Source organism: Enterobacter cloacae complex sp. I3, from assembly GCF_014896175.1.
Lineage (GTDB): Bacteria > Pseudomonadota > Gammaproteobacteria > Enterobacterales > Enterobacteriaceae > Enterobacter > Enterobacter bugandensis.
In genome coordinates this window covers 200,605-226,290 of sequence record NZ_JADBQZ010000004.1, presented here as the reverse complement: position 1 = coordinate 226,290, position 25,686 = coordinate 200,605, and the positions used below count along the sequence as shown (strand labels likewise).

Annotated in this window: 23 protein-coding genes; 21 read left to right on the top strand and 2 right to left on the bottom strand. The window is 57.4% G+C overall.

Annotated features, from left to right (window positions below):
• Window positions 1-10: 10 nt before the first annotated feature.
• Window positions 11-439, bottom strand: coding sequence for a universal stress protein UspC (gene uspC / locus IM271_RS04685; protein ID WP_047362802.1), 429 nt, complete (start codon window positions 437-439; stop codon window positions 11-13).
• Window positions 440-1,234: 795 nt separating this feature from the next.
• On the opposite strand from uspC, the gene flhD reads away from it, so the two are divergent.
• The 6 genes from flhD to cheW all read left to right on the top strand — a co-directional run bounded on the left by flhD (window position 1,235) and on the right by cheW (window position 6,667).
• A complete protein-coding gene (gene flhD / locus IM271_RS04680; protein ID WP_028013654.1) occupies window positions 1,235-1,585 on the top strand; it encodes a flagellar transcriptional regulator FlhD in 351 nt (116 codons plus the stop codon).
• Window positions 1,586-1,587: 2 nt separating this feature from the next.
• Window positions 1,588-2,166, top strand: coding sequence for a flagellar transcriptional regulator FlhC (flhC, locus tag IM271_RS04675; protein WP_013096051.1), 579 nt, complete (start codon window positions 1,588-1,590; stop codon window positions 2,164-2,166).
• A 123-nt stretch (window positions 2,167-2,289) separates the two neighbouring features.
• Entirely contained in the window at window positions 2,290-3,177 is an 888-nt protein-coding gene (motA, locus tag IM271_RS04670; protein ID WP_008500417.1) for a flagellar motor stator protein MotA, read from the top strand.
• On the top strand, window positions 3,174-4,103 hold the full coding sequence (motB, locus tag IM271_RS04665) for a flagellar motor protein MotB (RefSeq protein WP_028013653.1): 930 nt from the start codon (window positions 3,174-3,176) through the stop codon (window positions 4,101-4,103). The genes motA and motB overlap by 4 nt, the downstream gene beginning before the upstream one ends.
• 4 nt (window positions 4,104-4,107) lie before the next feature.
• Window positions 4,108-6,144 carry a chemotaxis protein CheA gene (cheA, locus tag IM271_RS04660; RefSeq protein ID WP_193052230.1) on the top strand — a complete coding sequence of 679 codons (2,037 nt, stop codon included), beginning with the start codon at window positions 4,108-4,110 and terminating at the stop codon, window positions 6,142-6,144.
• A 19-nt stretch (window positions 6,145-6,163) separates the two neighbouring features.
• Window positions 6,164-6,667, top strand: a complete 504-nt coding sequence (gene cheW, locus IM271_RS04655) for a chemotaxis protein CheW (RefSeq protein WP_014884351.1) — start codon at window positions 6,164-6,166, stop codon at window positions 6,665-6,667.
• 105 nt (window positions 6,668-6,772) lie between these two features.
• On the opposite strand, the gene IM271_RS04650 is transcribed toward cheW, so the two are convergent.
• Window positions 6,773-8,032: a dicarboxylate/amino acid:cation symporter gene (locus tag IM271_RS04650; protein ID WP_028013651.1), complete on the bottom strand. Its 1,260-nt coding sequence runs from the start codon at window positions 8,030-8,032 to the stop codon at window positions 6,773-6,775.
• 431 nt (window positions 8,033-8,463) lie between these two features.
• Here IM271_RS04650 and IM271_RS04645 point away from each other — a divergent pair, with 431 nt between their 5' ends.
• From IM271_RS04645 to IM271_RS04575, 15 genes are all read left to right on the top strand, one after another.
• Complete coding sequence (locus IM271_RS04645; RefSeq protein WP_028013650.1) at window positions 8,464-9,036, top strand: spore coat protein U domain-containing protein; 573 nt, start codon at window positions 8,464-8,466, stop codon at window positions 9,034-9,036.
• Window positions 9,037-9,044: 8 nt separating this feature from the next.
• Complete coding sequence (locus tag IM271_RS04640; protein WP_028013649.1) at window positions 9,045-9,593, top strand: spore coat U domain-containing protein; 549 nt, start codon at window positions 9,045-9,047, stop codon at window positions 9,591-9,593.
• A 17-nt stretch (window positions 9,594-9,610) separates the two neighbouring features.
• Window positions 9,611-10,372, top strand: a complete 762-nt coding sequence (locus IM271_RS04635) for a molecular chaperone (RefSeq protein WP_045260435.1) — start codon at window positions 9,611-9,613, stop codon at window positions 10,370-10,372.
• The gene (locus IM271_RS04630) at window positions 10,348-12,732 is read left to right on the top strand and encodes a fimbria/pilus outer membrane usher protein (RefSeq protein ID WP_193052229.1); all 2,385 of its coding nucleotides are present in this window, start codon (window positions 10,348-10,350) and stop codon (window positions 12,730-12,732) included. Before IM271_RS04635 ends, IM271_RS04630 begins: the two co-directional genes overlap by 25 nt.
• Complete coding sequence (locus IM271_RS04625; protein ID WP_193052228.1) at window positions 12,729-13,691, top strand: spore coat U domain-containing protein; 963 nt, start codon at window positions 12,729-12,731, stop codon at window positions 13,689-13,691. The genes IM271_RS04630 and IM271_RS04625 overlap by 4 nt, the downstream gene beginning before the upstream one ends.
• Window positions 13,692-13,775: 84 nt before the next feature.
• Entirely contained in the window at window positions 13,776-15,443 is a 1,668-nt protein-coding gene (tar, locus tag IM271_RS04620; RefSeq protein ID WP_193052227.1) for a methyl-accepting chemotaxis protein II, read from the top strand.
• Between the two features lie 44 nt (window positions 15,444-15,487).
• Entirely contained in the window at window positions 15,488-17,089 is a 1,602-nt protein-coding gene (gene tap / locus IM271_RS04615) for a methyl-accepting chemotaxis protein IV (RefSeq protein WP_126818465.1), read from the top strand.
• A 19-nt stretch (window positions 17,090-17,108) separates the two neighbouring features.
• Window positions 17,109-17,975, top strand: coding sequence for a protein-glutamate O-methyltransferase CheR (gene cheR, locus IM271_RS04610; RefSeq protein WP_014884342.1), 867 nt, complete (start codon window positions 17,109-17,111; stop codon window positions 17,973-17,975).
• Window positions 17,972-19,021: a chemotaxis response regulator protein-glutamate methylesterase gene (locus IM271_RS04605; RefSeq protein WP_014884341.1), complete on the top strand. Its 1,050-nt coding sequence runs from the start codon at window positions 17,972-17,974 to the stop codon at window positions 19,019-19,021. The genes cheR and IM271_RS04605 overlap by 4 nt, the downstream gene beginning before the upstream one ends.
• A gap of 17 nt (window positions 19,022-19,038) precedes the next feature.
• Window positions 19,039-19,428 (top strand): chemotaxis response regulator CheY, encoded by a 390-nt coding sequence (cheY, locus tag IM271_RS04600; RefSeq protein ID WP_008500431.1) that lies wholly within the window; start codon window positions 19,039-19,041, stop codon window positions 19,426-19,428.
• Between the two features lie 10 nt (window positions 19,429-19,438).
• Window positions 19,439-20,083 carry a protein phosphatase CheZ gene (gene cheZ / locus IM271_RS04595; protein WP_028013643.1) on the top strand — a complete coding sequence of 215 codons (645 nt, stop codon included), beginning with the start codon at window positions 19,439-19,441 and terminating at the stop codon, window positions 20,081-20,083.
• Window positions 20,084-20,230: 147 nt separating this feature from the next.
• Window positions 20,231-21,379, top strand: coding sequence for a flagellar biosynthesis protein FlhB (flhB, locus tag IM271_RS04590; RefSeq protein WP_041909432.1), 1,149 nt, complete (start codon window positions 20,231-20,233; stop codon window positions 21,377-21,379).
• The gene (gene flhA / locus IM271_RS04585; protein ID WP_045631222.1) at window positions 21,372-23,450 is read left to right on the top strand and encodes a flagellar biosynthesis protein FlhA; all 2,079 of its coding nucleotides are present in this window, start codon (window positions 21,372-21,374) and stop codon (window positions 23,448-23,450) included. The genes flhB and flhA overlap by 8 nt, the downstream gene beginning before the upstream one ends.
• Window positions 23,447-23,839 (top strand): flagellar protein FlhE, encoded by a 393-nt coding sequence (locus tag IM271_RS04580; RefSeq protein WP_193052236.1) that lies wholly within the window; start codon window positions 23,447-23,449, stop codon window positions 23,837-23,839. Before flhA ends, IM271_RS04580 begins: the two co-directional genes overlap by 4 nt.
• Before the next feature lie 263 nt (window positions 23,840-24,102).
• Window positions 24,103-25,686: an MFS transporter gene (locus IM271_RS04575; RefSeq protein ID WP_063942291.1), complete on the top strand. Its 1,584-nt coding sequence runs from the start codon at window positions 24,103-24,105 to the stop codon at window positions 25,684-25,686.

Below are 25,686 nucleotides of genomic sequence, written 5' to 3'. Positions count from 1 at the left end.
TCTGGGGGGGTTAAGCCCCCCCAAGCGGCACTAACAGCACGTCAACCTGGCTTGAGGCGATAATAGATTTTGCCGCGCAGGTAGCCCTCGATATAAAGCTGTGGTTATGGTTCCCGCAAATCACTAAATCAATATTCTGCTTGCGGCACATATCAAGAATATGGGCATTCAGTTCCCCCGTCGCAATAACGGTTTCATCAATGGGGTACTCTGCTTTTTCGACAAGCTCTCGCAGAAACTGCTGCGTTTCCTCCTGCAAAACCTCACGAATATCTTCCAGCATCGGGGCCGCCAGTTGATTGTACATCTCGGGCTCGGCCGCGAGGGTAATGAGGCTGATGCGCGCATTATGCGGCCGGGCGATGGATACGGCCCGGGCGACAAGCTGGTGGCTTTCGGGGGAAACGGCAACAGAAACAAGAAGATGGGAGTAACTCATGGCGCACTCCTTAGATGTCTGACAGACAGCGTTTCATCACCATTACCGCGAATTTCCTGGTTTCGCAAGACTTGAATACGACATTAGTGTGAAGCTTATCATAATTATTCATTAATTATTCTTATAAGAAGAATAACTGATAAATGCGCCTAAATGAAAAAAATTAACAACTTAACGTAAGTCACACAAATCCTCGCTTTCACTATTAAATCGTTCTAACAAGTTATAAACGCATTTCGAATGATCACGCAATGAAACAATTTTTTTGCCAGAAATGCATAACTGTATGTTTTATTGAAGTAATCAAAATGTGTCCCTGACGCATACGTGATGTAAACGATTGCTGATACTGCACGCACGGGTAAAAGCACATTGCGTGCCACTTATTCTCAAGCTTATGCATGAGTATTCGTCGATTAAGAATACAAAACAGTGCTGATTGCTTAAAAAATGAGCAAATTAGAAGTCATATTGATGGATTTATGGGTAACATTCACTTAAATTGTGTGACGTGGATCACATTTTTTTTAAATTTGAGGGTGGCTGCATTGTATGTGTCAAATCTGGCGAGTAGAGTTTGCGTCGAATTAGGAAAAATCTTAGTTATTTGTAAGAAATGATAAAACCTGTAAGAGATGTAACCGCGTTGCATCCCTTGCGCGTTTGGATGAATACAAACCTAGATTCAACTATGCATTTAGCCTTTTCTTTTTTATACCGGGTGATTTCCCGGCGACATCACGGGGTGCGGTCTTTCCGCATAAAAATAATAGTTGGTTATTCGGGATGGGAACAATGCATACATCCGAGTTGCTAAAACATATCTATGACATCAATTTGTCATATTTACTGCTCGCGCAGCGTTTAATTAGTCAGGACAAAGCGTCCGCGATGTTTCGTCTGGGTATTAACGAAGAAATGGCAACCATGCTGGGTGGATTAACCCTCCCGCAGATGGTAAAACTGGCGGAAACGAATCAACTGGTGTGCCAGTTCCGTTTTGATAATCCGCAGACGATAACGCGTCTGACGCAGGAATCCCGCGTGGACGATCTGCAACAGATCCATACCGGTATCCTGCTCTCCACTCGCTTGCTTAGCGACATCAGTCAGCCTGATGACGCAGCCCGTAAGAAAAGGGCCTAGCAATGAGCGAAAAAAGCATTGTTCAGGAAGCGCGTGACATACAGCTGGCCATGGAGCTGATTACGCTGGGTGCTCGTTTACAAATGCTGGAAAGCGAGACTCAGTTGAGCCGTGGTCGCCTCATCAAACTGTATAAAGAGTTACGCGGTAGTCCCCCGCCGAAAGGCATGCTGCCGTTTTCTACGGACTGGTTTATGACCTGGGAGCAGAACATCCACGCTTCCATGTTCTGTAATGCCTGGCAGTATCTTCTCAAAACCGGTTTGTGTAGCGGCGTAGACGCCGTGATCAAAGCGTACAAACTTTACCTTGAACAATGCCCACAGCAGGAAGAAGGCCCTCTGCTGGCGCTGACCCGCGCATGGACGCTGGTGCGTTTTGTTGAGAGCGGAATGCTTGAACTGTCGCGCTGCAATTGCTGCGACGGCAATTTTATTACCCATGCTCATCAGCCTGCAGGCAGCTTCGCCTGTAGTTTATGTCAGCCGCCGTCCCGCGCAGTAAAAAGACGTAAACTTTCCCGGGATGCTGCCGATATTATTCCACAACTGCTGGATGAACAGATCGAACAAGCTGTTTAACCCGAACGTGTGGGCAAGATTCCAGCAGCGGTAAGTCATTACCGCTGCTTTTTTTTACCCCGCAAACGGTAAACGCTGCGAGCTGGACGTCCTTGCCATAGTCACTAGCGGAAGGATGATGTCGTGCTTATCTTATTAGGTTACCTGGTAGTTCTCGGTACAGTTTTCGGCGGTTACATGATGACCGGCGGGCACCTTGGAGCACTCTATCAACCGGCTGAACTTATTATCATCGGCGGCGCAGGGGTAGGGGCTTTTATCGTTGGCAACAACGGTAAATCGATCAAGGGCACGTTGAAGGCAATTCCATTGCTGTTCCGTCGCTCGAAATACACCAAAAGCATGTATATGGATCTGCTGGCGCTGCTCTATCGCCTGATGGCGAAGTCGCGTCAGCAGGGGATGTTCTCGCTTGAACGGGATATCGAAAACCCGAAAGAGAGCGAAATTTTTGCCAGCTATCCGCGCATTCTGGCGGACGCCATGATGCTGGATTTCATCGTCGATTACCTGCGTCTCATCATCAGCGGCAACATGAATACCTTCGAAATCGAAGCGCTGATGGACGAAGAGATCGAAACCCACGAAAGCGAATCTGAAGTGCCGGCCAACAGCCTGGCGCTGGTGGGCGACTCCCTTCCGGCGTTTGGTATCGTGGCGGCGGTCATGGGGGTGGTACACGCCCTGGCCTCGGCGGACCGTCCGGCGGCTGAACTGGGCGCGCTGATTGCCCATGCGATGGTGGGCACCTTCCTCGGTATTTTGCTGGCTTATGGTTTTATCTCTCCGCTGGCAAGCGTGCTGCGCCAGAAAAGCGCGGAAACCACCAAAATGATGCAGTGCGTGAAGATCACGCTCCTCTCTAACCTCAACGGTTACGCGCCACCGATCGCGGTTGAATTTGGCCGTAAAACGCTTTACTCCAGCGAGCGTCCGTCGTTTATCGAGCTTGAAGAACACGTGCGCGCGGTGAAAAACCCAAACCAACAGACGACAACTGAGGACGCATGAAAAACCAGTCCCATCCGATCGTCATTGTCAAAAAACGCAAGCACAAGGGCGGCGGGCACGGTTCCCACGGCTCCTGGAAAATCGCGTACGCCGACTTTATGACCGCAATGATGGCGTTCTTTCTGGTGATGTGGCTGATCTCCATCTCCAGCCCGAAGGAGCTTATCCAGATTGCCGAATATTTCCGTACCCCGCTGGCGACGGCGGTGACCGGTGGGCCGCGTATCTCTAACAGCGAAAGCCCGATCCCTGGCGGTGGCGATGATTACACCCAGCAGAAGGGTGAGGTGAAAAAAGAGCCGAACATCGACGAGCTGAAACGCAAGATGGAGCAGGCGCGTCTGAAAAAACTGCGTGGCGATCTTGACCAGCTGATTGAAGCGGATCCTAAACTGCGCGCGCTGCGGCCGCACCTGAAAATCGATCTGGTCCAGGAAGGGCTGCGTATTCAGATTATCGACAGCCAGAACCGCCCGATGTTTAAAACCGGGAGTGCGGAAGTTGAGCCGTACATGCGCGATATTTTACGCGCCATTGCGCCGGTGCTGAACGGCATTCCTAACCGAATCAGCCTTTCGGGCCACACGGATGACTTCCCGTACGCCAGTGGGGAAAAGGGATACAGCAACTGGGAGCTTTCTGCCGATCGTGCCAACGCCTCGCGTCGCGAGCTGGTGGCAGGTGGGCTTGATGATGGCAAGGTACTGCGCGTGGTCGGCATGGCAGCAACCATGCGGGTCTCCGACCGCGGGCCGGATGACGCCATCAACCGTCGTATCAGTCTTTTAGTGCTGAACCAGCAGGCGGAGCAGGCCATCCTGCACGAAAACGCCGAAAGTCAGAATGAGTCACTGGACGATTTAAAACAGCCTGGGGCCGTCCCTGCGGCTGCCGTTCCAACATCGCCACCAGCCAATCCGAGGTGATAGCGTGAGCATGGATATTAGCGATTTTTACCAGACATTCTTTGATGAAGCCGACGAACTGTTGGCGGATATGGAGCAACATTTGCTCGATCTGGTGCCCGAAGCACCGGACTCCGAGCAGCTCAATGCCATCTTCCGCGCGGCGCATTCTATTAAAGGCGGAGCCGGAACGTTTGGATTTACCATCCTGCAGGAAACGACCCATTTAATGGAAAACCTGCTTGATGAAGCACGACGCGGTGAGATGCAGCTCAATACCGACATTATCAACCTGTTTTTGGAAACCAAAGATATTATGCAGGAACAGCTCGACGCCTATAAAAGTTCGGCAGAGCCTGATGCCGCCAGCTTTGAATACATCTGCAATGCGCTGCGCCAGCTCGCCCTGGAAGCAAAAGGTGAGGTCGCTGCAGCCGTTGTCCCTGCGGCAAAGCTGAGCGTTGTCGATGCGGTTGCTGCTGAAGAGGCCGCGCCAGCCGCCGCGCAAGCGGGCAAGCTGCGCGTTGTGCTGTCACGCCTGAAAGAGAGCGAAGTTAACCTGCTGGAAGAAGAGCTGGGTAACCTGGCGAAATTAAGTAACGTAGTGAAAGGCAAAGACAGCCTCGCAGCGACCCTCGATGACGGTATCAGTCAGGACGATATCGTGGCGGTGCTGTGCTTTGTCATTGAAGCCGACCAGATCGCCTTCGAAACGGAAGCCGCCGCGGTAGCAGCTCCGGCTGCAGAAGAAGAGGTTGCTGTCGTTGCCCAGGCCGCCGCACCGGCTGTGGCCCCAGCGGCCCCGGTGCTGAAGGCGGTGCCAAAAGAGACCGCGGCGCCTGGCCGTGGTGAAAAACCGGCCGCGCGCTCCAGTGAGTCCACCAGCATCCGTGTTGCCGTTGAGAAGGTTGACCAGCTGATTAACCTGGTTGGCGAACTGGTGATCACCCAGTCCATGCTGGCGCAGCGTTCTAACGAACTGGACCCGGTCACGCACGGCGATCTGATCACCAGCATGGGCCAGCTGCAGCGTAACGCCCGCGACCTGCAGGAATCGGTGATGTCCATCCGCATGATGCCGATGGAATATGTCTTCAGCCGCTTCCCGCGCCTGGTGCGCGACCTTGCCAGCAAGCTGAATAAGCAGATTGAACTGACCCTGATGGGCAGCTCAACGGAGCTGGATAAGAGCCTGATCGAGCGCATCATCGACCCGTTAACGCACCTGGTGCGTAACAGCCTCGACCACGGTATTGAACTGCCGGAAAACCGCATTGCCGCCGGGAAATCTCCGGTCGGGAATCTGATCCTCTCTGCGGAACATCAGGGCGGGAACATCTGCATCGAAGTGACCGACGACGGCGCGGGTCTTAACCGCGAGCGCATCCTGGCGAAAGCCATTTCACAGGGGATGGCGGTGAATGAAAACATGACCGACGAAGAAGTGGGCATGCTGATCTTCGCGCCGGGCTTCTCGACCGCCGAGCAGGTGACGGACGTTTCCGGACGCGGCGTCGGCATGGACGTGGTGAAACGTAACATTCAGGAGATGGGCGGCCACGTTGAGATCCAGTCTAAACAGGGCTCCGGCACCACCATCCGCATCCTGCTCCCGCTGACGCTGGCGATCCTCGACGGCATGTCGGTCAAAGTCGCGGACGAAGTCTTCATTCTGCCGCTGAACGCGGTGATGGAATCCCTCCAGCCGCGTGAAGAAGATCTGCATCCGCTGGCGGGCGGCGAGCGCGTTCTCGAAGTGCGCGGTGAGTACCTGCCGCTGGTCGAGCTGTGGAAAGTGTTCGAAGTGGACGGGGCGAAGACCGAGGCCACGCAGGGTATCGTGGTGATCCTGCAAAGCGCGGGCCGTCGCTACGCGCTGCTGGTCGATCAGCTGATTGGTCAGCACCAGGTGGTGGTGAAGAATCTCGAAAGCAACTACCGCAAGGTGCCGGGTATTTCTGCTGCCACCATTCTGGGGGATGGTAGCGTAGCGCTGATCGTCGACGTGTCGGCGCTTCAGGGATTAAATCGTGAACAACGTGTGGCGTACACAGCCGCCTGATTAAGTAGAAGGTAATAACATGACCGGTATGAGTAATGTAACGAAACTGGCGGGCGAGCCATCAGGGCAGGAGTTCCTGGTATTCACTTTGGGCGATGAGGAGTACGGCATCGATATCCTGAAAGTGCAGGAAATTCGTGGTTACGACCAGGTTACCCGCATCGCTAACACGCCAGCGTTTATTAAAGGCGTCACCAACCTGCGCGGCGTGATTGTGCCAATCGTGGATCTGCGCGTGAAGTTCAGCCAGGGCGACGTTGACTACAACGACAATACCGTCGTGATCGTCCTGAACCTGGGACAGCGCGTGGTGGGTATCGTGGTGGATGGCGTATCTGACGTGCTTTCCCTGACCTCTGACCAGATTCGTCCTGCGCCGGAGTTTGCGGTCACGCTGTCGACCGAATACCTGACCGGCCTGGGGGCGCTCGGCGAGCGTATGCTGATTCTGGTGAACATCGAGAAGCTGCTGAACAGCGAAGAGATGGCGCTGCTGGATATCGCGGCGAATCATGTAGCGTAGGTAAATGCAAAACGGCAACCCAGGTTGCCGTTTTTAGTGTTTGCTCCCTCTCCCACAGGGAGAGGGCTGGGGTGAGGGCATCAGGCCTCACCCTTTTTCATGCCATTACGCTTCCTGCTTTACCAGTTCAGCTTCAGCTTCCCGCGCACCTTCATTCTGCGAGAGCATCGCCGTCGCAATCCCGTTCCCCAGCACGTTAATCGCGGAACGCCCCATATCCAGGAAGTGGTCGATCCCCATCAGCAGCAGGATCCCCGCCACCGGAATGTTAAAGCTCGGGATCGTTGCGGCCAGCACCACCAGCGAAGAACGCGGCACGCCCGCAATGCCTTTTGACGCCAGCATCAGGGTTAACATCAGCACCGTCACCTCAGAGAAGCTCAGGTGAATGTTGTACGCCTGCGCAATAAACATCGAGGCAAACGAGCAGTACACCATTGACCCCACGAGGTTGAAGGAGTAGCCAATCGGCAGAACGAAAGAGGCGATATTGCGCGAGCAGCCAAAGCGCTCCAGCTGCTCCAGCGTTTTAGGGTAGGCCGCTTCAGAACTGCTGGTGGTGAATGCGACCAGCACCGGATCTTTCAGCATGCTGACCAGGCGAAACACCTCTTTTTTCAGCACCATGTAACCCACGGCCAGCAGCACCATGCAGGTGAGAAGAATGGCAACGTAGTAGCCGCCAATAAAGGAGGCGTAGTTCAACAGGATGCCCAGACCCTGCGTGGCAATGACGGAGGAGATCGCCGCGAAGATGGCCAGTGGCGCAACGTACATCACGTAACCCGTTACCTTCAGCATGATATGGGAAACCACATCCAGTGCGGCCACCAGCGGCGCGTTGAATTTCTGCCCCAGCGACGCGCCGCCGATGCCGAAGAACATCGAGAACACCACTATCTGCAGGATCTCATTGTTCGACATCGCCCCCGCGATGCTGGTGGGAATGGTGTGAGACAGGAACGCTTTCAGCGTCATCCCGCCCACGGCCAGACCGGTATCCACCGCCTCGGTTGGAATAGTCAGGTTCAGGCCGCTTCCCGGACGCTCCAGCGTGACGATAAACAGTCCGACCAGAATAGAAAGCACGGATGAACTGATGAACCATACCATCGCTTTGCCGCCCACCCGGCCTATGGTGGAGGTTTCTCCCAGCTTCATAATGCCCACGGTCAGCGTGCTGAAGACCAGCGGCGCAATAACCATTTTGATCAGACGGAGGAAAATATCGGTCAGAAGGGTAATATTATCCGACCAGGCTTTGATGGCATCCGCAGATGCGTACTCGTGAATTGCCGCCCCTGAAAGAATACCCGCCAGCATGAATATCACGATGAAGAGTGTAAGTTTGTTTGCACTTGCCACGAAAAAAGACCCTCTATGCGCTATCAGATGTCGCCCGCGCCGATACATATAAATTTTTTATTACTGCGCGGGAAAATATTCGGCACATAAATTGACGCAAAGCGTAGGGGGTTACAACAAGTTTTTAAGTTTTATTGATTTTGTTGTTGGTGGCATAACGATATATTGTGATGGTGATCACACTATAAGGGATATATTCTCTTCTGAAAAAATAAAAATGCGGCCAAAATAATTTTAATTCATTGTTATTTATAAGAATATTAAGTCAATAGGACACAAGGATTATGCGTTTTGGGGCGGGTGGTGGAAGCGATATCCGTAAACTAAATTCTCATTAACCCCTCTCAGAGGAACCTTAAGCGGGGCTAACATCTTGAACAGCATAAATAAAATGTGGCAAGGGAACGCGTTTGACTTCCGGAGGGTGGAAAATGAAAAGAAAACGCCTTTTAATCTGCGCTGGCGCGTTACTGGCGGCGACAACGGTACATCCTGCGCTGGCCGTGACCAGCAGCGGCACCATCGGTGCGACGCTGACCCTCACAAACGGGTGTCTGATTAACGGATCGCCCACGCAAAACGGTATTAACTTCGGGACACTCGATTTTGGTACCCATCCCGCCACGTTTTCCACGCTGACCACCCAGCTCACCGGCGCCAGCGGCGGGAATACGTTCACCATTCAGTGCACCACCGCCAGCTATACGGTGGCGATCACCGGCAACACTAACTCCACCGCACCCGGTACCGTGGTCGGCACGCCGGGCACGCCTGCGCGCTATCTGATCAATACCGCCAATGCGGCGCAGGGCGTGGCTTACAGTCTGTACAGCGACAGCGGATTTAACAACGTCATCGCCAACAACGCGGCGCTGCCGGTCGCGTCGACGGCGGGCGGGGTCAACAGCTACACCCTTTACGGGCGCATCACCGGCGGCGGTAACAGCGTCACGGTGGTGCCGGGCACTTATACCGACACGATCAACGTCAGCGTCACCTACTAGCTCCAGCCATGAAGGCCTCCTTTTTAAGTCTGCGCGCTTGCGCAGAGGGGATTGTGCAGCCTTTTTTTGCGCTAGCGCTGGGGCTGACCCTGGTTTCCGGGGCCGGCGCGGTGACGTCGCAGTCGTTTAAGGTGAGCGCGACCGTCGTGCCGGGATGTTCTGTCACGACGGGGACCGGCGGGATCTTCGGGACGCTGGATTTTGGGACCCATACCGGCGTGGAGAGTGCCCCGGTCAGCACCAGCTTTGTGCCCAACGGGGCGCTGTCCATCGCCTGCACGCCGGGCGTGGCGCTGAGCATGAGCATCAACGGCGGGCAAAACTACGCCTCGGTGCGCCGCATGACGCGTTCAGGCGGCACCGACGTGGTGGGCTACCGGCTTTACAGCAGCAGTTCACTGGCGGCGAACAGTGAGATTGGGGTCAACCAGGCCATCCCGGTGACCTACACCAACAGCAACAATATTGCACTACCACTTTTTGGCGTAGCGCTGCTGACGGGATTTAGCCCGGCAGGCACCTATTCCGATCAGCTCACCGTGACCTTGTCATGGTGAAAAAGGGAGAACATTCGATGAAGCCACTATTCAGGCATTGGTACCTGGTGAGTATGTTGGGCGTGACCGCCATGGCGGCAGGACAGGCGCAGGCGGCGGCGACCATTCTGTTATGGCCCATCGATCCGTGGCTGTCGGCCGACAGCAAAGCGACTGAATTGTGGATCCAGAATCAGGGAAACAGTGCCACAACGATGCAGGTGCGCATTGTGCGCTGGAAGCAGGAGGGGGGCTTTGAGCGCTATACCGCCCAGCAGGACGTGGTCGCCAGCCCGCCCATCGTCACCATCGGCAAAGGCAGTAAACAGCTGATCCGCCTGATCAAACAGGGTACCGTTCCGATGGGCGTTGAACAAGCCTATCGCATTATCGTGGATGAAATTCCCCAGCCGGACGCGAAGGCCGACCCCGCCATCGGCCTTAAACTGCAGATGCGCTATTCCATACCGCTGTTCGTTTACGGACAGGGGATCCCGACAATAAAAGAGGGGGCGCATCATGCCCTCGTGGATACCCGTAACCTAAGCTGGCGCGTCACGCAGGTGGCGGGCCAGCCTGCCATTGAAGTGCGCAATCAGGGCGATGTTCACGTCAGGCTCAGCCAGGTGGCGCTGGAGCAGGGGGGACAAAAGCGCATGATTGCGGATGGCCTGCTGGGCTATGTGCTGCCGGGCAGCACCCGCAGCTGGCCGATTCCGGCCGGGATCCGCCAGCCCAGCCAGATCAGCGCGCAGATTAATGCCAGGGATGCACAATGGCAGTCGACGCCCGTCAACTGAAGCCCGCAATGATGATCCTGCTTTGCGTGAGTACCAGTACCTGGGCCGAACCGGGTGATGACAGCTTACCGCCGCCGCCGCAAGCGCAGGCGATAAACGGGGAGGCGGTTTTCCAGCTCGCCCTGGTACTGAACCACTACGACACCGGGCTGGTGGTTCCCGTGACGCAACGCGACGGCGCTTACTATATCTCCAGCGCCGATTTGCTGCGCGCCGGGCTTCCGCCTGAACATGTGCCCAACGGCGACGTCAATCTCAGCACGCTTCCGGCGGTGCGGGTGGAGTACGACAGTCCCGCCCAGCGTCTGCTGCTGACCGTGCCCCGTGAGTGGATAACCTCCCGCGTCACCCCGTTTGGCGGCCAGCCGACGCAGAGTAAGCCTCACTATGGCAGAGGCGCGCTGCTCAATTACGATTTTTATACCAACCATACCGAGCACGTCGGCGGGCAGGCCTCGCTCTGGCATGAATTCCGCTACTTCAATGAAAACGGTTCATTCTCCTCCACCGGCTACGCCCGCGAAAATTTCACCGGCAACGACGGTCAGCAGGAGGGCTATGTCCGCTATGACACCACCCTGCTGGTGACCAACGAGGAGGACGCCACCACCTGGACCGCCGGGGATGTCATCAGCGATGCCCTGAGCTGGAGCAGCAGCGTCCGCATGGGCGGGATCAGCTATGGGCGTGATTTCTCCCTGCGTCCGGACCTGGTGACCTGGCCGCTGCCGGAATTTTCAGGTGAAGCGGCGGTGCCGACCTCGGTCGACCTCTTCATCAACGGCTACCGCTCCGGGTCCACGCAGCTGCAGCCCGGACCGTTCACCCTGACGAACCTGCCCTACATTAACGGCGCCGGGGATGCGGTGCTGGTCACCACCGATGCGCTGGGGCGCCAGGTGAGTACCACGCTGCCGTTTTACGTCACCAGCGATCTGCTGAAAGAAGGGCTGAGCGATGGGGCCGTTACCCTGGGGAGCCTGCGGCGCAACTACGGCATTAAGAATTTTGACTACGGCCCGGCGGCGGGGAGCGGATCGTATCGCTACGGCCTGACGGACTGGCTGACGCTGGAGGGGCACGCCGAAGGCGCGGAGGAACTGGCGCTCGCCGGTGCGGGGACGGTGGTCAAGCTGGGGCGTTTTGGCGTGGTGAATACCTCGTACAGCCAGAGCCGGATGCGCGGAGATGACGGCGGGCAAATCAACTGGGGCTACCAGTACAGCACCAGCGAGTTCAGCCTCGCCACCCAGCATACCCGCCGCGATCGCGGCTTTGGTAACCTGGCCCTGTATGACCAGCCGACGGTGTACGACGAAAATGACCGCCCCATCGCCAGCTTTAGCCGCAATACCGATCAATATTCCCTGACCTTCAACCTGGGGGAATACGGCAACATCGGGGCGGCCTGGATCGGCGTGGAGAGCTTTGACAGCCAGAAAACCGAGCTGCTTAACCTCTCCTGGAGCCGAAATCTGTGGGGCTCCAGCAGCATTTACCTCGCCGCCAGCCGGGACCAGCAGCGGGGCGACTGGACGGTCGCGATGTCATTCCAGGTGCCGCTGGGCGAACGCGACAGCGCGGCGCTCACCGTGGAAAATACCCCGAATGCAGGCAGCACGCAGCGCATCAACTACAACCACTCGATGCCCTCCGACGGCGGGTTCAGCTGGAATATGGCGTGGGCGAACCAGTCGCGATCGAATAACTACCAGCAGGGAACGGTGGGCTGGCGCAATAACAATATCGAGCTGCAGGGGGGCGGGTACGGCGAGAAGGGCATGATGACCTGGTGGAGCGAAGCGATGGGCTCCCTGGTGCTGATGGACGGCGAACTGTTTGCGGCAAACAAAATCAACGATGCGTTTGTGGTCATCAGCACCGATGGCCAGCCGGATGTCCCCGTCAGCTATGAAAACCAGCCGGTTGGTAAAACCAACCGCAACGGGTATCTGCTGGTGAGCGGCGTCTCGGCCTATTACCCGGCAAGCTACAGTATTAATACCCTGAACCTGCCTGCCGACACCCGGCTGAAAGAGACCGAGCGGCGGGTGGCGATCCGCCGCCACAGCGGTTATCTGGTGGATTTCCCGATGGAACAGGAGCGGGTAGCGAGCGTCATCCTGCACGACGCGCAGGGGGAGGCCATTCCGGTGGGAAGCCAGGTTCGACGCGCCTCGCGCAGCAATGCGGTGGTGGGATATGACGGGATTGCCTGGCTGGAAAACCTCAGCGACGTCAATCTGCTCGACGTCACGACGCCGACAGGCAAACGCTGCAGGGCAACGCTGACCATCGGCGCGAACCCGGACCACAGGCTGCAAACCTACGGCCCGCTGGTCTGCCGGGAGGGGCCATGAAGCGCTGGGTGATGTTGCTCCTGCTGCTGCTCTCCGGCGGCAGCTGGGCGGCCTGTACCGTCAGCACGGTCAATGCGTCGTTCGGCAGCGTCACGTCGTTTGCGCTGAGCGGCTCCGGGGAGGTGGAGACCACCGGCACGCTGGTGGTGGCGTGTGATGCGATACTCAACCTGCTGACGAACGACTCGGTGACGCTGAACTACACCGCAGCAACGATATCGGCCAACAGTCGTGCGACCCTGAAACGCACCGATAATGCCGCCATCACGGACGTGATCCCCACCCGGCTGTGTGGACTTTCAGGTTGCGCGAGCAGCAGTGAGGTACAGATAAGTAAATCGTATACCTGGAGCGGAAATACCTTGCTGGGATTGCTCGGATCAAAGCAGTACAACATTCCGCTCTATTTCCGCACCGTCGCCGGACAAAACGTCTCTGCCGGGCCGTATCAGGTGCAGTTAACCTTCAGCGTTAACTACAGCGTCTGTTCCGTGGGGGCGCTCGGTATTTGCACCATCAATCAAACGGGAACCGCGACGACCAGTATTCTGCTTAACCTGACCGTCACCAACGACTGCAGCGCCATGACCACGCCGGACGTGAACTTTACCAGCGCGCCGCTGGTGCAAAGTTTTCCCACCGTTTCCCAGGCCATTGCCGTCACCTGTACCAAAGGCAGCACCTATACCATCGGCATTAATAACGGTGCCAATGCGCTCAATAATGTCCGCCGGATGGTAAGCGGCAGTAACACCCTGAGTTATGACATCTATAAAGAAGCCACGACTAACCGCTGGGGCAGCAGCGGCAGCGAACGCTGGACCAGCGCGACCTCCTCGCTGGTCAGCGCCGACGGCCTGCTGCGTACCTATAACTACACCGCCAAAGTTCTGACCAGTCAGGCCACGCCGCCCGCCGGCACCTACACCGATACGCTGATTGTTGACGTCGCGTTTTAACCCCGCGCTTTTCCCTTTCGCAAATGTAAAGTTCCTGTGGCCTGTGCCGATAATACCGTTAATAAATCTATGAGAAGGTGTTGTATGTTGAACCGTATCCGCGTTGTCACAATGCTAATGATGGTGCTGGTCATTTTCGCACTACTTCAGCTTATCTCCGGCGGGCTTTTTTTCTCGTCTTTAAAACAGAACCAGGACAGTTTCGCCGCCTCAAACGATCTCCGCCTGCAGCAGAGTGAGCTCACCTCAACGTGGGATCTGATGCTGCAAACGCGTATCAACCTGAGCCGCTCGTCCGCGCGCATGATGATGGATCCGAACAATCAGCAGAGCAGCGCGAAAACCGATCTGCTAAAAAATGCCCGGGCTACGCTGGCCGACGCGGCTAAACACTACGCCGCCTTCAGGCAAATCGCACCGCAGCCTGCTATGGCGCAGGTGAGCCAGAACATTGATGAAAAATACAGCGCCTACTATGCCGGGCTGACGGAGCTGATCCAGTTCCTCGAGAGCGGCAACATGGATGCCTACTTCGCACAGCCGACGCAGGGGATGCAAAACGCACTCGGCGCGGCGCTGGGGGAATACGCCAAGGCCAGCGGCGATCTGTATCACTCGGCCTTTACTGAAAGCCAGAATGACTACCGCTTTGCGAAATGGCAGATGGCGGTATTGGCCCTGGCGCTGGTCATTGTGCTGTTCGCTGTGTGGTACGGCATTCGCCACATCCTGCTGAACCCTCTCGGCCGCGTGATTGCCCATATTCGCGAGATTGCCTCTGGCGATCTGACCAAAACGCTGACCGTTTCCGGACGTAACGAGATCACCGAGCTGGCCAACAGCGTCGACCACATGCAGCGTTCATTGATCGAGACCGTCGCCAACGTGCGTAACGGATCCGAGGCGATCTATACCGGCACCAGCGAAATCGCGATGGGGAATAACGATCTCTCATCTCGTACCGAGCAGCAGGCGTCGGCGCTGGAAGAGACGGCCGCCAGCATGGAGCAGCTCACCGCAACCGTGAAGCAGAACGCCGATAACGCCCGCCAGGCGTCTCAGCTGGCGGAAAGCGCCTCCGAAACCGCGCAGCGCGGCGGTCGCGTGGTGGATGGCGTGGTGAAAACCATGCACGAAATCGCCGACAGCTCGAAGAAAATCGCCGACATCATCAGCGTCATCGACGGCATTGCCTTCCAGACCAACATCCTCGCGCTCAACGCCGCCGTGGAAGCGGCGCGCGCGGGCGAACAGGGTCGCGGGTTTGCGGTGGTGGCCGGGGAAGTGCGCAACCTTGCCAGCCGCAGCGCCAACGCGGCAAAAGAGATTAAATCCCTGATTGAAGACTCCGTCTCCCGCGTGGATACCGGCTCCGTGCTGGTGGAAAGTGCCGGGGAGACCATGAATGACATCGTGAATGCCGTTACCCGCGTGACGGACATCATGGGTGAAATCGCCTCTGCGTCCGATGAGCAGAGTCGTGGTATCGACCAGGTTGCCCTGGCGGTATCGGAAATGGACCGCGTGACACAGCAAAACGCCGCGCTGGTGCAGGAGTCCGCTGCGGCGGCCGCTGCGCTGGAAGACCAGGCGAGCCGTCTGAAGATGGCCGTCTCGGCGTTTCGTCTCGCTTCACTCGCTGGAAATACGGTCACTGCGCCAGCTACGTACCGCGCGCCAGCCGCCGACACGGCGGTCACCCGCACGCGTGCTGCAACGACCGGACAAGATGAAAACTGGGAAACATTTTGACTGACAATTAAACCGCGGCTGCTTGCCGCTTGATGGGAGCGTGGATGTTAAATCGTATTCGTATCTCGACCACACTGTTTTTGATTCTGATCCTTTGCGGTGTGTTGCAGGTTGGCAGTAACGGGTTGTCTTTTTGGGCGTTTCGCGATGGCTATCAGAATTTGCAGGACGTTGAGGCGAGTAATCAGCAGCGCTCCGCACTGGCACAAACGCGTGCCGTGCTGTTGCAGGCAAGCACTGCGCTGAACAAGGCAGGAACCTTAACCGCGCTCAGCTATCCGCCGGATGACATTAAGGCGCTGATGGCAACGGCGCGCGACAGCCTGAAGCAGGCAGACGCACAGTTTAAGGCCTTCACGGCGCAGGCGGCCGACGGCGAGAAAGAGAAAGCGCTGAAGGCGGCCATGAAAAAGAACTTTGAGCAGTGGTACAGCGATCTGGATCACCAGGCGACCTGGCTTGAGAACAACCAGCTTTCGGACTTCATGACCGCTCCGGTCCAGGCGTCTCAGGCGGCGTTTGACGGCAGCTTTGACGCATGGCAGCAGGATATCAATCGGTCTGTTCTGCGCGCCGGTGAAGCAAGCCGCACCAGCTATCACATGTCCGGCGTTATCTTTGCCGTCGTTGTGATTCTGGCGGGGCTGCTGACCGGCGGGGCGCTGCTCTGGGCGCGCAGAATGATTGTGCAGCCGCTGGCGATTATCAGCAGCCACTTCGACAGTATTGCGAAGGGGGATCTGGCGCGTCCGGTGGCGGTGTTTGGCAAAAACGAAATTTCGGCGATCTTTGCCAGCCTGAAGGCCATGCAGGGGTCGCTGCGGGAAACGGTATCCGACGTGCGTCAGGGCAGTTACGCCATGCATACGGGGATCTCAGAGATTGCGGCGGGGAATAACGATCTCTCGTCCCGCACCGAGCAGCAGGCGGCGTCGCTGGCGCAGACGGCGGCCAGTATGGAACAGCTGACCGCGACGGTAAGCCAGAACGCCGATAACGCGCGCCAGGCGTCTGACCTGTCAAAACAGGCGGCGCTGACGGCGAAGAGAGGGGGCGATCAGGCCTCTCACGTGGCCAGCACCATGCAGGAGATTGCCGCCAGCTCGCAGAAGATCGGCGACATCATCAGCGTGATTGACGGTATTGCGTTTCAGACCAATATCCTGGCGCTGAACGCCGCCGTGGAAGCGGCGCGCGCCGGCGAGCAGGGACGTGGGTTTGCGGTGGTGGCAGGTGAAGTGCGAAACCTGGCGAGCCGCAGCGCTAACGCGGCGAAAGAGATTAAGTCCCTCATTGAAGAGTCGGTCTCTCGCGTCCAGCAGGGGTCTGCCCTGGTGGATACGGCGGCGCATACCATGCACGAGATCGTCACCTCCGTGACGCGGGTTAACGACATCATGGGCGAAATTGCCTCGGCGTCGGACGAACAGCGTCGCGGGATAGAGCAGGTGGCTCAGGCCGTCAGCCAGATGGATCAGGTGACGCAACAGAATGCCTCGTTAGTTGAGGAAGCGGCAGCGGCAACCGATCAGCTGGCCAGCCAGGCGGATCGTCTCACCGGGCTGGTCGCGGTATTTAATGTGAAAGAGCACGTTGAAGCAGTAACAGAAGTCGGGCGGTCGCAGGCCGTGCCAGTTGTATCCTGAATGTAATTAAGAAGGCGCTATGACATCACCAATGCCCCCTGGGCAAACGTCATTATTGTTGCAGATGACACAGCGCCTCGCGCTGTCCGACGCGCATTTTCGTCGGATATGTCAGTTAATCTACCAGCGTGCGGGGATCGTGCTTGCGGATCATAAGCGGGACATGGTCTACAACCGACTGGTCCGGCGCTTGCGTACGCTGGGGCTGGATGATTTTGGCCGCTATCTGAGCATGCTCGAAGCGAACCAGAACAGCGCGGAGTGGCAGGCTTTTATTAACTCACTCACGACCAACCTGACGGCCTTTTTCCGTGAAGCCCACCACTTTCCGGTTCTGGCCGAGCATGCGCGCCGTCGCACCGGGGAGTATCGCGTATGGAGTGCGGCCGCCTCGACGGGCGAAGAGCCGTACTCGCTGGCGATCACCCTTGCCGATACGCTGGGCATGGCGCCGGGACGCTGGAAGGTCTACGCCAGCGATATCGATACCGAAGTGCTGGAGAAAGCGCGCAACGGCGTGTATCGCCAGGACGAGCTGAAAACGCTGTCGCCGCAGCAGCTGCAGCGTTACTTCATGCGCGGTACGGGGCCGCATGAAGGCCTGGTTCGCGTACGCCAGGAGCTGGCGAACTGCGTCGAATTCGCGCCCGTTAACCTGCTCGATAAGCAGTACAACGTGCCGGGGCCTTTCGACGCCATTTTTTGCCGTAACGTCATGATCTATTTTGATAAAACGACGCAACAGGACATTCTGCGTCGGTTTGTTCCGTTGCTCAAGCCTGACGGTTTACTGTTTGCCGGGCATTCGGAAAACTTCAGCAACCTCGCGCGTGAGTTTAGCCTGCGTGGGCAAACGGTATATGCGCTGAGTAAGGAAAAAGCATGAGTAAAATCAGGGTATTGTCTGTCGATGATTCAGCGCTGATGCGTCAGATCATGACTGAAATCATCAATAGCCACAGCGACATGGAGATGGTGGCCACTGCGCCGGATCCGCTGGTAGCGCGGGATTTAATTAAAAAATATAACCCCGACGTGCTAACGCTGGATGTCGAGATGCCGCGCATGGATGGCATAGATTTCCTTGAGAAATTGATGCGCCTGCGTCCCATGCCGGTGGTGATGGTCTCCTCCCTGACCGGGAAAGGATCGGAAATTACTCTGCGCGCGCTGGAGCTGGGGGCGGTGGATTTTGTCACCAAACCGCAGCTCGGCATTCGCGAGGGGATGCTGGCGTACAGCGAGATGATCGCCGAGAAAATTCGCACCGCCTCGCGCGCGAAGCTCGCGGCCCACAAGCCGATGGCCGCGCCGGCAACCCTGAAGGCCGGACCGTTACTCAGCTCGGAAAAACTGCTGGTTATTGGGGCGTCAACCGGAGGAACAGAGGCAATTCGCCATGTACTCCAGCCATTGCCGCTTTCAAGTCCGGGTATTCTGATCACGCAGCATATGCCGCCTGGCTTTACCCGCTCCTTCGCCGAACGTCTGAACAAGCTGTGCCAGATCAGCGTGAAAGAGGCGGAAGACGGCGAGCGCGTGCTGCCGGGACATGCGTATATCGCGCCGGGGGACAAGCATATGGAGCTGGCGCGCAGCGGCGCTAACTATCAAATCAAAATTCATGACGGACCGCCGGTTAACCGGCACCGTCCGTCGGTGGATGTGCTGTTTCATTCGGTGGCGAAACATGCGGGGCGCAACGCCGTTGGGGTGATCCTGACGGGGATGGGCAACGACGGTGCCGCCGGAATGCTTGCAATGCACCAGGCTGGCGCCTGGACGATTGCGCAGAATGAAGCAAGTTGTGTGGTGTTCGGCATGCCGCGCGAGGCCATCAATATGGGTGGCGTGAGCGAAGTGGTCGATCTTAGCCAGGTAAGCCAGCAGATGCTGGCGAAAATCAGTGCCGGACAGGCAATACGTATTTGACTCAGGAGTATTATTTTATGGCGGATAAAGAGCTTAAGTTTTTGGTTGTGGATGACTTTTCCACCATGCGTCGCATTGTGCGCAACCTGCTGAAAGAGCTGGGCTTCAACAACGTTGAAGAAGCAGAAGACGGCGTGGATGCGCTGAACAAACTGCAGGCTGGCGGGTTTGGTTTTGTCATCTCCGACTGGAACATGCCGAATATGGACGGTCTGGAGCTACTGAAAACCATTCGTGCGGACGCGGGCATGGCGTCTATGCCGGTGCTGATGGTCACTGCAGAAGCGAAAAAAGAGAACATCATTGCCGCTGCACAGGCGGGCGCAAGCGGCTACGTGGTGAAGCCATTCACCGCAGCGACCCTGGAAGAGAAGCTCGGTAAGATCTTCGAGAAACTCGGCATGTGAGGTGTTGGTGATGATGCAACCTGCAATGAAACCCGTTGAAGAACACTCGCCGAGCGACATCATCGTCCGCATCGGCAGCCTGACGCGCATGCTGCGTGACAGCCTGCGTGAACTGGGGCTGGATCAGGCCATTGCCGAAGCGGCGGAAGCGATCCCGGACGCCCGCGACCGTCTGGATTACGTTGTGCAGATGACCGCTCAGGCAGCTGAGCGTGCGCTGAACAGCGTTGAAGCCTCACAGCCGCATCAGGATGCGATGGAAAAGGGCGCGAAAGCCCTGACCCAACGCTGGGATGAGTGGTTTGAGAATCCCATCGAGCTGGCGGATGCCCGCGAGCTGGTGACCGACACCCGTCAGTTCCTGGGGGATGTGCCGGGCCACACCAGCTTCACCAACGCCCAGCTGCTGGACATCATGATGGCGCAGGATTTCCAGGATCTGACCGGTCAGGTCATCAAGCGCATGATGGATGTGATTCAGGAGATTGAGCGCCAGCTGCTGATGGTTCTGCTGGAGAACATTCCGGAACCGGCTGCCCGTCCAAAACGCGAGAACGAAAGCCTGCTCAATGGTCCGCAGCTCGACGCCAGCAAGGCGGGCGTCGTGGCAAGCCAGGATCAGGTGGACGACCTGCTGGACAGCCTCGGCTTCTGATTGTCCATTCCGCCTCAGGGGGTTACGCCGCCTGAGGCGGTTTACGACAAAATCACCGAAAAGAGCCCGAATAAACGGGCTTTTCCCGCCATTGGATTTCCGCTGCGCTGGCATGATACCCGTGACGTAATGGGCTGAGCATGCACTGTGGCAGAAGAGAACGACGACAAAACGGAAGCCCCCACACCCCACCGACTAGAAAAGGCGCGTGAGGAAGGGCAGATCCCCCGATCCCGAGAATTGACCTCCCTGCTGATCCTGATCGTAGGCGTGTGCATTATCTGGTGGGGCGGGGAGTCGCTCGCCCGCAAGCTGGCGGGGATGCTCTCGACCGGCTTACGTTTTGACCACAGCATGGTCAACGACCCGAATCTGATCCTCAGCCAGATTATTCAGCTGATAAAAGGGGCCATGGTTGCGCTACTGCCCCTGATTACCGGCGTGGTGCTGGTGGCGCTGGTCTCCCCGGTGATGCTGGGCGGGCTGGTCTTTAGCGGAAAATCGCTGCAACCTAAATTTTCAAAACTGAACCCGCTGCCGGGCATTGCGAAAATGTTCTCGGCGCAGACCGGGGCCGAGCTGCTCAAGGCTATTCTCAAATCGGTGCTGATGGGCAGTTCTGCAGGGTTTTTCCTCTGGTACCACTGGCCCGAAATGATGCGCCTTATCAGCGAGTCGCCCCTCACCGCGATGAGCAATGCGCTGAACCTGGTCGGGCTTTGCGCGCTGCTGGTTGTGCTCAGCATTATTCCGATGGTGGGTTTTGACGTTATCTTCCAGCTCTATTCCCACTTCAAGAAACTGCGAATGTCACGTCAGGACATCCGCGACGAATATAAGCAGATGGAAGGTGACCCGCACGTGAAGGGGCGCATCCGGCAGATGCAGCGTGCCGCTGCCCGTCGCCGCATGATGGAAGATGTGCCGAAAGCGGACGTCATCGTTACCAACCCGACGCACTATTCCGTGGCGCTGCGCTATGACGAAAACAAAATGAGCGCGCCGAAAGTGGTGGCAAAAGGGGCGGGGCTGATTGCATTGCGCATCAGGGAAATTGGTACCGAAAATCGCGTGCCGATCCTGGAAGCGCCTCCGCTGGCGCGAGCCCTCTACCGCCACGCGGATATCGGACAACAGATCCCTGGACAGCTCTACGCCGCGGTGGCGGAAGTGCTGGCCTGGGTATGGCAGTTGAAGCGCTGGCGTCTGGCCGGCGGTCAACGGCCTGTCAAACCTGAGAACCTTCCGGTGCCTGCCGCGCTGGATTTTATGAACGAGAAGGACACTGATGGCTAATCTGGTGGCAATGTTGCGCCTGCCCGGCAACCTGAAATCGACCCAATGGCAGATCCTTGCCGGGCCGATCCTCATCCTGTTAATTCTGTCGATGATGGTACTGCCGCTCCCGGCGTTCATCCTCGATCTGCTTTTCACCTTCAATATTGCGCTGTCCATTATGGTGCTGCTGGTGGCGATGTTCACCCAGCGCACGCTGGAGTTCGCCGCGTTCCCGACCATTCTGCTGTTTACCACCTTGCTGCGGCTGGCGCTGAACGTGGCCTCCACGCGTATCATCCTGATGGAGGGCCACACCGGCGCGGCAGCGGCGGGTAAGGTGGTCGAGGCCTTCGGCCACTTCCTGGTGGGCGGGAACTTCGCTATCGGTATCGTGGTGTTCGTTATCCTCGTGATCATCAACTTTATGGTTATCACCAAGGGTGCCGGGCGTATTGCGGAAGTGGGCGCGCGCTTTGTGCTGGACGGGATGCCGGGCAAGCAGATGGCGATCGACGCCGATCTGAACGCCGGGCTTATCGCCGAAGATGAAGCGAAAAAGCGCCGCGCGGAAGTGACCCAGGAAGCGGACTTCTACGGCTCCATGGACGGTGCAAGTAAGTTTGTGCGCGGTGATGCCATCGCGGGCATCCTGATCATGGTGATTAACGTGGTCGGCGGCCTGCTGGTGGGGGTACTGCAGCACGGGATGGACATGGGCCACGCGGCGGAAAGCTATACGCTGCTGACCATTGGTGACGGTCTGGTCGCACAGATCCCGGCGCTGGTTATCTCCACTGCGGCGGGCGTTATCGTGACCCGCGTCAGTACCGATCAGGACGTTGGCGAGCAGATGGTGGGCCAGCTCTTCAGTAACCCACGCGTGATGCTGCTGGCGGCTGCGGTGCTCGGGCTGCTCGGGCTGGTGCCGGGGATGCCAAACCTCGTGTTCCTGCTGTTTACGGCGGGGCTGCTGGGGCTGGCCTGGTGGATGCGTGGTCGTGAGACCAGGCCGGCTGCGGAACCGGTTCCGGTGAAAATGCCGGAGAACACCCAGGCCGTCGAAGCAACCTGGAACGACGTTCAGCTGGAAGATTCCCTGGGAATGGAAGTGGGGTATCGCCTGATCCCGATGGTGGATTTCCAGCAGGATGGCGAGCTGCTCGGCCGCATCCGCAGCATCCGTAAAAAATTCGCCCAGGACATGGGCTTCCTGCCGCCGGTGGTGCATATCAAGGACAATATGGACCTGCCGCCTGCGCGCTATCGTATTCTGATGAAGGGTGTTGAAATTGGCAGCGGCGATGCTTACCCGGGACGCTGGCTGGCGATTAACCCTGGCACTGCAGCTGGCACGCTGCCGGGCGAGCAGACCGTCGATCCGGCCTTTGGCCTGGCGGCAATCTGGATTGAAAGCGCGCTGAAAGAGCAGGCGCAAATTCAGGGTTATACGGTTGTCGAAGCCAGTACCGTGGTGGCAACCCACCTTAATCACCTGATTGGGCAATTCTCGGCAGAGCTGTTTGGCCGTCAGGAAGCGCAGCAGCTTCTCGATCGCGTGACGCAGGAGATGCCGAAGCTGACGGAAGACCTGGTGCCGGGCGTGCTGACGTTAACTACGCTGCACAAGGTGCTGCAAAACCTGCTTGAGGAAAAAGTGCCGATCCGCGATATGCGTACCATCCTGGAAACCCTTGCCGAGCATGCGCCGCTGCAGAGCGATCCGCACGAGCTGACAGCGGTGGTGCGCGTGGCGCTGGGGCGTGCGATCACCCAGCAGTGGTTCCCGGGTACCGGCGAAGTCCAGGTGATTGGCCTTGATACACCGCTTGAACGCCTGCTGCTGCAGGCCCTGCAGGGCGGCGGCGGCCTCGAGCCTGGCCTGGCGGATCGCCTGCTGGAGCAAACTCAGGAGGCGCTGGCGCGTCAGGAGATGCTGGGCGCGCCGCCGGTGCTGCTGGTCAACCACGCGCTGCGTCCGCTGCTGTCGCGCTTCCTGCGCCGCAGCCTGAATCAGCTTGTTGTGCTGTCGAATCTGGAGCTGTCGGATAACCGCCATATCCGCATGACGGCAACGATTGGAGGAAAATAATGAAATGGCTATGGATTTTGCTCTTCCCGCTGGCGGCTCAGGCTGCCGGGGAAGGGACCTGGCAGGCAAGTAGCATGGGCGTGACCCTCAGCAACCGGGGTGTCGCCATGTCTTCTAATTCGCTGTCGCCCTCTGAAACGGTTTCTGGTCAGATGGGGATGGTGGTGTGGAACTACAGGCTGATTGGCCCAACGCCAGCCGGACTGCGGGTGCGCCTCTGCTCACAGACCCGCTGCACGGAAATCGACGGCGAAAATGGCACAACGCAGGCGTTCAACGGCGTGCCGGCCATTGAACCTTTACGTTTTATCTGGGAAGTGCCGGGCGGAGGACGTTTGATCCCGGCGCTGAAGGTGCAGAGCAATTCTGTCATCGTCAACTACCGCTAGCTGCCTGCCTTTGTCACCAGCCATCAGTCAATTCTGATGGCTGTCTCGCAAAATTGACCTCACATTTTGATGCAACAGAAACGCTGTTTTATAAATTAGTGACACGCGTGACGCGACTCTTTGCATTTTTGCCATTTACCCTGCCCGTGATGGCAGAAACAGAAAGGTATCAGGACGTCGTTGCATTTACTGTAGCCGTGTAAAAACTCCCCGATGAGCCTTACTTGCAGGGAGTCTCCCAAATTTGCTTAGGGTTGACGGCAATGAAAACACGTAAAATTGGACTCGCAAATTATCTTGCTTACGGGGCAGGCGATTTTCTCGGGGCTGGTACGACCGCCCTGACGGCGGCCTGGCTTTTGTATTTTTATACCACCTTCTGTGGACTCACACCGATTGAAGCAACCTTCATCTTTGCCGCTGCGAGGGTGCTGGATGCTGTTGTCAGCCCGTTAATGGGCTTTTTGACGGATAACTTCGGTACGACCTGGCCTGGAAAGCGCTTTGGTCGGCGTAAGTTCTTTATCCTGCTAGGCATTCCGTGCGTGTTCAGCTACTCGTTGATGTGGGTAGGGGACATGAATTTCTGGTACTACCTGCTGACCTATCTGGTGTTTGATATTGTCTACACCATGATTCTGGTGCCTTACGAGACGCTGGTGCCGGAAATGACCGACGACTTCAAACAGAAAACCAAGTTCTCCGGGGCGCGTATTTCTATGGCGCAGATGTCAGCGATTCTGGCCTCCTTCCTGCCGGGGATCCTGCTCACCCACTTCGGTAAAGACAACGCCGTCTCATTCTTTTACGCAAGCCTGGTTTTCTCCGTGCTGTGCGCCCTGATGCTGACCTTTGTCTGGTTCTTTACCTGGGAGCGCCCGCGTGAGGAGTGGTCTGAAGCGGCGCTGCGTGCCGAAGAAGAGAAGAAGAAACTGACGCTGGGGCAAAGCATCAATCGTCTGTTTGTCGAATTAAGCTCTACGCTGCGCATCAAGATTTTCCGCCAGCATCTTGGCATGTACCTCGGCGGCTACATCGCACAGGACGTATTTAACGCAGTCTTCACCTACTACGTGGTGTTTGTGCTGATGCAGGAAGCGTCAATGGCGTCCAACCTGCTGGGCACGATGGCTATCTTCCAGTTCCTCGCCGTGATCGGGATGATCCCGCTGTGTATTCGCTTCGGACCTGCGCCGTCCTACCGCATGGTGGTGGTGCTGTTTGGCCTGGCGTCTCTCTCTTACGCCATGCTCTATTACGCCGGTCTGAGCGACGTCTACGCTCTGCTGTTGCTGATCTCTGCGGTGGCTGGGCTGGGTCGCGGCGGTATTAACTACGTGCCATGGAATACCTATACCTACATTGCTGACGTGGATGAAGCGATCACCGGCCAGCGCCGGGAAGGGATTTTCGCCGGCATCATGACCCTGACCCGTAAGGCGTCACAGGCCGGTGCGGTGATGCTGGTAGGCATCGTGATGCAAATGTCCGGCTTTGTCAGCGGTCAGAAGGTACAGCCTGCGGAAGTGAGCCACACCATTCTGCTGATCCTGAGCGTGGGCACCATCCTGGTGCTGTTCTGCGGTTTCCTCGTTTCCCTGCGCTTCAGGCTTAATTTGCAGACCCACAGCACGCTGCGTGAGGAGACCGCGAAAATGCGTGAGTATGGTCATGCGATGCCGGAGTCAGCGACGCCACACGCCCGCGCCACCGTCGAGATGCTGGCCGGTATGCCTTATGAGTCACTGTGGGGCAATAACAACATCGGTTATCTGAATCGCAATAAGCCAGCGGCATCTTCGCTGAAGGATCGCGCGGTACTCAATTCGACATACAACAGAGGTTAA